Raw genomic sequence first — 2,785 nt, forward strand, 5'->3', positions numbered from 1 at the left:
TTTTTATAAAGAACAGCCAAAATCCCTTCCACCGGTACAGGAGAAGTCCGTGACGCACCGAAAGCCCCACACCAGCACGGTGGGCCGCAAGGCCGTCCGGCTGGGCATGCTGACCACCGCCGGCCTCATCGCCCTCGCCACCGCGGCCCCGGCCGGCGCGGCATCGGGGTCGCACATCCCCCGCAGCGTCGGCGCCGCCGTGGACGAGGCGCACACCCTCGCCAACCGGGCACACCCCGTCCAGTACGACGAGGAGTTCTCGATCCACCAGTTCGGGCCGCTCGTCGCCGCCGCGGCGCACAACCGGGCGGTCGCCGCCTCCGTCGGCTGCTCGCTCTCCCGTCCGTGCCGTTCGATCGCCCTCTCCTTCCAGATCGTCACCACCTCCGGTGTCGACCTCCGGCGGATCAACGCGACGAACATCAGCCGTGCCGTCAACCAGCACTGCACCGGATGCCAGACCTTCGCGGGCGCCTACCAGTTCATCGTGGCGACCCCGCGGCCACTCACCCTGAGCGCCCGCGACCGGGACCGGCTCGCCGACATCCGGCGCCGGGTGGCCGAGCTGAGGCGGTGCGGCGACCCGATCTCCGAGATCGAGCGCCGCGCGGACGCCCTCGCCGCCGAGGTCAGGGCCGTCCTCGACCGCGCGGCGGCAGCCGTCCCGGCCGGAGCCGGAACGAGCACGCTGCGGGAGTTCCGGCCCACCGTGACCATGCACCGCCACGTCAGCTGACGCCCCCACCGCTTCCGGGCCGGGGGCACGTCCCTCACCTCCCCAAACCCCCAGACGGGTCCCCGGCCCGGGACCACGACCGGCCTTCCGGAGGACGAAGTGCCCAAGCGATACCCGCCCGAGCTGCGCCGCAAGGCCCTCGACCTGCTGGTCGCGGGCGAGCCGGTGAAGAAGGTCGCCCTGGACCTCGGCCTCGGCGACCAGACGATCTACCAATGGCGGCGCACGCACCTGCCGCACCTGGGCAGGCCGCGGCGCGCACCGATGGGCACCGCCGAGCTGACCGCGGCCCGCAGGCGCATCACCGAACTGGAGACCGAACTCGCCGTCCACCGGCGGGTCACCGAGCTGCTGCGCGATGTGGTGTCCCCAAAAGGCGATTTGAGGCCGTGCAGGTGATGGCCGGTGAGGGGCTCCCGGTCCGGACCGCCACGCGCGTCCTCGGCATCTCCGAATCGGGGTACTTCACCTGGCGCGGCCGGCCCCCCTCCCCCCGCTCCACCCGGCACCTGTGGCTGACGGACCTCATCAGCTCCATCCACGCCGCCTCGCGCGGCACCTTCGGGTACCGGCGCATCCACGAGGAACTCACCCTGCGGCACGGCATCCCCATCAGCCACGGCACCGTCGAACTGCTCATGCGGCGTGCCGGGCTCCAGGGCCGCCCCGGTGTGCCCGACCGGCTCTGGGTGACCGACGCCGTCGAACTCGCCACCCGCCAGGGCGAACTGCTCTGCGTGATCGTGCTCGACGCCCACGCCCGCCGGCTGATGGGCTGGAGCACGGGTTCCGCACCGGCCGCCGCCGTGGCGGCGGACGCCCTGAGCAGGGCGGTGCTGCGGCACTCCGTCCACCCCGGCCCCCGGCCCGAGGGGCGCTTCACCACCCTCGTCTTCACCGAACGCGCCCACGCCCGCGGACTGGCGCCCCCCACCGGCCTGGTCGCCGACCGGAACGACCACGCCGTGATCGGCGCCTTCTGGGCCCGGACGCAGACCGAACTCCTCGACCACCGCACATGGCACAGCCGGCTCGACCTCACCACAGCCCTGTCCGACTACTTCGAGGGAACCCGAGCATGACCGTGGACCGACCGACGCCCCCGTTGCCGATCTCCTACCTGCTGCGCACCCAGATCCGTGCGGGGCAGACCCTGCCGCCCACGCAGGCGCACCAGGTCATGCTGCACTGCGCCCTCGACGCCGCCGGGGTCCCGGTCCGCCGCGACGACGCGGACGCCGTCGCCAGGATCGCCGAACTCGACTACGCCACCGTCAACGCGGTCATCGGCTGGCTGCGCATCGTCAGACCGGCGGCGTGCTGAGATGTTCCGGACGGCCCCTCCGCAGCGCAGGACACCGCGCCCGGCGTACGGCCGCGCGCTGCTCGGCGCGCTGACGGCGTACCGCTTCGAGCGACCGCCCGTCGAACCGATGGCGGCGCTGTGCGGCCTCGACCAGGACGACTTCCTGTACCGCTGCCGCTCCGCACGCGGCGCAGGACCACCGGACTGCGCGGCGCCCGACGGCCCGGCGCCGGACCGCCCGGCGGCGGGCGGACTATGACCGGGTGGAGCTGCGGAGGAGGGATTCGACGAGGGCGGCGACGTGTCGGCGGTCGGCTTCGGACAGTTGCTGGACGCTGGCGATGAGGGTGGCCACCTCGGGGTCGGGGGTGGTGCCGGTGCCGTCCTCGACGTACAGGTGGATCCCGCAGGCCTCGGCCGCGGCGCGGCGTACCGCCTCCAGCGGCAGTTCCAGCCCGCGCGACAGGCCCTCCAGCGTGGACTGCTGCGGCATCCGGGCCACCCGCGCGGTTGTCGCCAGATGATGCACCGTCGACCGCGGGACGCCACCGCGCCGCGCCACCTCACCGTACGACCAGCCCCGCTGCTCCAGCCGGCGCTTGATCAGTTCCTGCAGTGCGTTCACCACGGGATGGATTCTTCCTGCTAGCACGTCGGTTGACCCGTACGAGTGAGATCGAGTCTACAGCGGCCCCACCCGCCCGACCCGGACCCACACCCCCTCACCTGCACCTTCACCCCGG

The 2,785-nt window shown here is 72.9% G+C and carries 6 protein-coding genes; 5 read left to right on the plus strand and 1 reads right to left on the minus strand.

Annotated features, from left to right (window positions below; all coding sequences use genetic code 11):
• The first annotated feature begins 49 nt into the window (after nt 1-49).
• From PV350_RS45960 to PV350_RS45980, 5 genes are all read left to right on the plus strand, one after another.
• A complete protein-coding gene (locus tag PV350_RS45960; protein WP_500339232.1) occupies nt 50-736 on the plus strand; it encodes a hypothetical protein in 687 nt (228 codons plus the stop codon).
• A 99-nt stretch (nt 737-835) separates the two neighbouring features.
• Nucleotides 836-1,135: a transposase gene (locus PV350_RS45965; protein WP_499513905.1), complete on the plus strand. Its 300-nt coding sequence runs from the start codon at nt 836-838 to the stop codon at nt 1,133-1,135.
• Nucleotides 1,135-1,818, plus strand: coding sequence for an IS3 family transposase (locus tag PV350_RS45970; protein WP_499516944.1), 684 nt, complete (start codon nt 1,135-1,137; stop codon nt 1,816-1,818). The genes PV350_RS45965 and PV350_RS45970 overlap by 1 nt, the downstream gene beginning before the upstream one ends.
• Complete coding sequence (locus tag PV350_RS45975; protein ID WP_499513906.1) at nt 1,815-2,060, plus strand: hypothetical protein; 246 nt, start codon at nt 1,815-1,817, stop codon at nt 2,058-2,060. Before PV350_RS45970 ends, PV350_RS45975 begins: the two co-directional genes overlap by 4 nt.
• Nucleotide 2,061: 1 nt before the next feature.
• Complete coding sequence (locus PV350_RS45980) at nt 2,062-2,301, plus strand: hypothetical protein (protein WP_499513907.1); 240 nt, start codon at nt 2,062-2,064, stop codon at nt 2,299-2,301.
• Here PV350_RS45980 and PV350_RS45985 read toward each other — a convergent pair.
• Nucleotides 2,296-2,670, minus strand: coding sequence for a helix-turn-helix domain-containing protein (locus PV350_RS45985; RefSeq protein ID WP_500339233.1), 375 nt, complete (start codon nt 2,668-2,670; stop codon nt 2,296-2,298). The genes PV350_RS45980 and PV350_RS45985 overlap by 6 nt on opposite strands.
• Nucleotides 2,671-2,785 lie beyond the last annotated feature (115 nt).

Source organism: Streptomyces sp. PA03-6a (assembly GCF_033792765.1).
Taxonomy (GTDB): domain Bacteria; phylum Actinomycetota; class Actinomycetes; order Streptomycetales; family Streptomycetaceae; genus Actinacidiphila.